The organism is Sulfuricaulis sp. (assembly GCF_049587675.1).
In the GTDB taxonomy this organism is placed as follows: Bacteria; Pseudomonadota; Gammaproteobacteria; order Acidiferrobacterales; family Sulfurifustaceae; genus Sulfuricaulis.
This window is the reverse complement of sequence record NZ_JBAVEJ010000112.1, coordinates 1-4,194: the sequence shown is the minus strand read 5'-3', so window position 1 is coordinate 4,194 and position 4,194 is coordinate 1. Positions and strand designations below refer to the sequence as shown.

The following is a 4,194-nucleotide window of genomic DNA, read 5'->3' as shown; positions in this document are numbered from 1 at the left end:
TGCTTACCCACCGCGTCGCCTGGCTTGTGGGCGTCGAGGGCGTCTCGCCGCATTCGATTCTGGCGGTAACCTTCACCAACAAGGCCGCCCACGAGATGCGCGGGCGCATCGAATCCATGTTGCAGGTGCCGGTGGGGGGCATGTGGGTCGGCACGTTTCACGGGCTGTCGCATCGATTGCTGCGTACCCACTGGCGTGAGGCAAATCTGCCACAGGCATTTCAGATTCTTGATAGTGAGGACCAACTTAGAGTCATCCGGCGGCTGATGAAGGGCTTGAACATGGACGAGGCCTACTGGCCGCCGAAGCAGGCGATGTGGTTCATCAACGGACACAAGGAAGAAGGCCGGCGGCCCAAGGACATCGGCGAGTCGAACGATCCGACCCAGCGCGAGCTGCGCCGGGTTTACGCGGCCTACGAGGAAACCTGTCAGCGCTCCGGGCTGGTGGACTTCGCCGAACTGTTGCTGCGGGTTTACGAAATGCTGCGCGACAACGAAACCATGCGCGCCCATTACCAGGCGCGCTTCCGCCATGTGCTGGTCGATGAGTTCCAGGACACGAACCGGATTCAATACGCCTGGCTGCGGCTGTTCGTCGGGCCCGAGCGCAACCTGTTTGTGGTCGGCGACGACGATCAGTCCATCTACGGCTGGCGCGGCGCGAAGGTGGAAAATATTTTAAAATTTGATAACGATTTTCCCGGCACGCGCGTCATTCGTCTCGAGCAGAACTACCGTTCCACCGGCACCATCCTCAAGGCCGCCAATGCCGTGATCGGACACAACACCGGACGCCTCGGCAAGAACCTGTGGACCGCGGGCGAGGTCGGTGAACCGATTCAGTTCTACACCGGCTACACCGATTTCGACGAAGCGCGCTTTGTGATCGACCGGATTCAGGACTGGGTGGCGCACGGCCATGCGCGCGCCGAGTGCGCGGTGCTGTACCGTTCGAACGCCCAGTCGCGCCTGTTCGAAGAGCGCCTGATCAACGAGGGCATTCCCTACCGTGTGTACGGCGGTCTGCGCTTCTTCGAGCGTGCCGAGATCAAGGACGCGCTGGCCTACCTGCGGCTCATGGCCAGCCGACACGACGATCCCTCGTTCGAGCGCGTCGTGAACTTGCCCACGCGCGGCATCGGCGCCAAGACCGTGGACGCCATGCGCGAGCGCGCCAAGACTGAAAAAATTTCCCTGTGGGAGGCGGCACTGAAACTGATCGCCGCGCCCGAACTGCCGGCGCGGGCGCGCGAGGCGTTGAATGTTTTTCTGCAACTGATTGAGCGCCTGGCGCGCGAAACCGCGGGACTCACGCTCGGTGAGGTGGTGGAGCATATGCTGGCAGGCAGCGGGCTGATCGAGCACTACAAGAAGGAAAAGGGCGAGAAAGCCGAATCGCGCGTGGAAAACCTGGAGGAACTCATCAACGCCGCGCGCGGCTACGAGCACGACGAGGCCGAGGGCCTCGATCCGCTGTCCTCGTTTCTGGCGCATGCGGCGCTGGAGGCCGGCGAGGGCCAGGCTGAGGCCTGGGAGGACTGCGTGCAGCTTATGAGCCTGCATTCGGCCAAGGGACTGGAATTCCCGCTGGTATTCCTGACCGGCCTGGAAGAAGGCCTGTTTCCGCACCAGCACTCGCTGGAAGACCCCACCCGGCTCGAGGAGGAAAGACGGCTCTGTTACGTCGGCATGACCCGGGCGCGTAAGCAACTGGTATTGACCCAGGCTGAGCTGCGGCGACTGCACGGGAACGAGCATTACACCAGCCCGTCGCGTTTTCTGGGTGAAATTCCTGAGGATTTGATTCAGGAAATCCGCGCCAAGCCGGCGGTGGCGAGCCACCCCTCCCCCCGGTTCGCGACCGGCCTGCCGGCACAGGAGCCTCCGCCGGACGGCATGCGCCTGGGCAGCCGGGTACGCCACGGGACCTTCGGCGACGGGGTAGTGCTGCGCTACGAGGGCCAGGGATCGCACGCCCGGGTGCAGGTGAACTTCGAGGCCGCCGGCACCAAATGGCTGGTCATCGGCTATGCCAACCTGCAGGCCCTGTGACATTGTGCCGCCCTTGCATCTCCAGCAGATGGACTATAGTTAGGGAAAGAATTAGAACCGGAAAACAGGGAAACCCGGGCGCGCAAGAATCAATGGGGATCGTGCTTTGAAGGATACTAGGAGCGAGGCGCTTTCAGCGGCCAGGGCCGTGGTGGCCATCGTGGTCATCGCTTTCTTCGTTGAGCTCGTGATCATGCAGTCCATGCTCTTCTTCGGGCACGCACACCAAGAGTCGCTGCTGTTCACTATCCTGGATGCCGCGATTCTGTCGCTGGTCATTGCCCCGCCGATCTACTGGCTGGTGTTGAGCCCGATCAAGCAGGAGTATGAGAAGCGCCTGAAGGCCGAGCACCACGCCGAGGAAATGGGCCGTATCGCCATCACCGACCCGCTCACCGCCATCATGAATCGCCGCGGGATTACGGTCGGATTGCTTGACGCCATGGCTCAGGCCGAGCGCTATCGCACGCCACTCACCGTCGCGATGGTGGATATCGATCACTTCAAGGAAATCAACGACACCTACGGTCACGACACCGGCGATCGCGTGCTCAAGAGCGTCGCGGCGATTCTTTCCGACGCGCTGCGCATGCCCGACAAGGTCGGCCGCTACGGCGGCGAGGAATTTCTCATCATGCTGCCGCACACCAATCTCGCCCAGGGCAGCAAGATCGTCGAGCGTATCCGCGCCTCGGTCAGCAAAAAGATTTTCGATCAAGGCGCCAAGAAAGCGCGCGTGACGGTCAGCGTCGGCGTGACCCAGTTCAAGCCGGGCGAAGATCTCGAACAGTTGATGTCCCATGCCGACAAGGCTCTGTACGACGCCAAGAAGGGCGGCCGCAATCTGGTGGTCGCACGCAAGAGTCGTTAATTACCCCGCTTCAGCCGTTGTCCGTTCCGCCGTCCGGCGCGACATGTCGTTGTCGCGTTCGCGATGCTTGCGGCACAATGCCCCGTGCGTTTGAACCACCAAGGAAAACAAACATGAAACGACGCGATGTCCTCAAGAGCGCCGGACTCGGGCTCATGGGTGTTGCCAGCGCCGTGTACGCCGACGAGGCGCCCACGATTCGCTGGCGCCTCGCTTCGAGTTTCCCCAAGAGCGTGGACGCCATCTACGGCGCGGCCGAGCGCCTCGCGCGCCGCGTCGGCGAAGTCACCGGCGGGAAATTCCAGATCCGCGTGTTCGCCGGCGGCGAGATCGTTCCGGGCCTGCAGGTCATGGACGCCGTCGGGCAGGGCACGGTCGAGTGCGGCCAGACCTCCGGCTACTACTACGTCGGCAAGAACATGGCCTTCGCCTTCGAGACCGCGGTGCCGTTCGGCCTGAACGCGCGCCAGCAGATCGCCTGGATGTACGCCGGCGGTGGGCGCGAGCTGATGCGCGACCTCTATAAGGAACATGGCGTGGTGATGTTCCCCGGCGGCAACACCGGGGTGCAGATGGGCGGCTGGTTTCGCCACGAGATCAAATCCATCGCCGACCTGAAGGGGCTCAAGATGCGCATTCCCGGCATCGGCGGCCAGATCATGGCCAAGCTCGGTGTGGTACCGCAGACGCTCGCCGGTGGCGACATCTACCCGGCACTCGAAAGCGGCGCGCTCGACGCGACCGAATGGGTCGGGCCCTACGACGACGAGAAGCTCGGTTTCCACAAGGTCGCGAAGCACTATTACTACCCCGGCTGGTGGGAGCCCGGACCGCAGATTTCCTTTTACGTGAATCTCAAAAAGTGGCAGGAGCTGCCGCCGGCCTATCAGGCGGCATTCGAGGCCGCCGCGGCCGAAGCGAACGTGTACATGCTCGCCGAGTACGACGCCAAGAACCCGCCGGCCTTGCAGCGCCTGCTCAGGCAGGGCGTGCAGCTGCACGCCTTCCCCAAGGACGTCATGCTGGCGGCGCGCAAGCTGTCGTTCGAGATGTACGAAGAAGAGGCGCGCAAGAACGCCGTGTTCCGGCGCATCTACACCGATTGGAAAAAATTCGCCGCCGCCAGCGACCAGTGGTTCAAGGTGGCAGAATCGTCGTACGCGAATTTTATGCACTACGTGAAGTGATCACGGCATTCGGCGGTCAAATTTAAGTTAGGACTTAGACAAACGTGATCGTAAAAGGGGACGGAGGGATTAAAGTTTAATC

The 4,194-nt window shown here is 62.4% G+C and carries 3 protein-coding genes; all 3 read left to right on the top strand.

Features of this window, described 5'->3' with window-relative positions:
• Positions 1 to 2,054 (top strand): DNA helicase II (gene uvrD / locus WB402_RS05855; protein ID WP_424205982.1); only part of this gene is annotated, 2,054 nt, incomplete at its 5' end.
• Positions 2,055 to 2,160: 106 nt separating this feature from the next.
• Positions 2,161 to 2,925: a GGDEF domain-containing protein gene (locus WB402_RS05850; RefSeq protein WP_424205981.1), complete on the top strand. Its 765-nt coding sequence runs from the start codon at positions 2,161 to 2,163 to the stop codon at positions 2,923 to 2,925.
• Between the two features lie 113 nt (positions 2,926 to 3,038).
• The gene (locus WB402_RS05845) at positions 3,039 to 4,112 is read left to right on the top strand and encodes a TRAP transporter substrate-binding protein (RefSeq protein ID WP_424205980.1); all 1,074 of its coding nucleotides are present in this window, start codon (positions 3,039 to 3,041) and stop codon (positions 4,110 to 4,112) included.
• The last annotated feature ends 82 nt before the right edge of the window (positions 4,113 to 4,194 follow it).

Excerpts from the sequence above, each read along its gene's own strand:
- WB402_RS05845 (WP_424205980.1), top strand. The coding sequence starts at position 3,039 with ATGAAACGACGCGATGTCCTCAAGAGCGCCGGACTCGGGCTCATGGGT.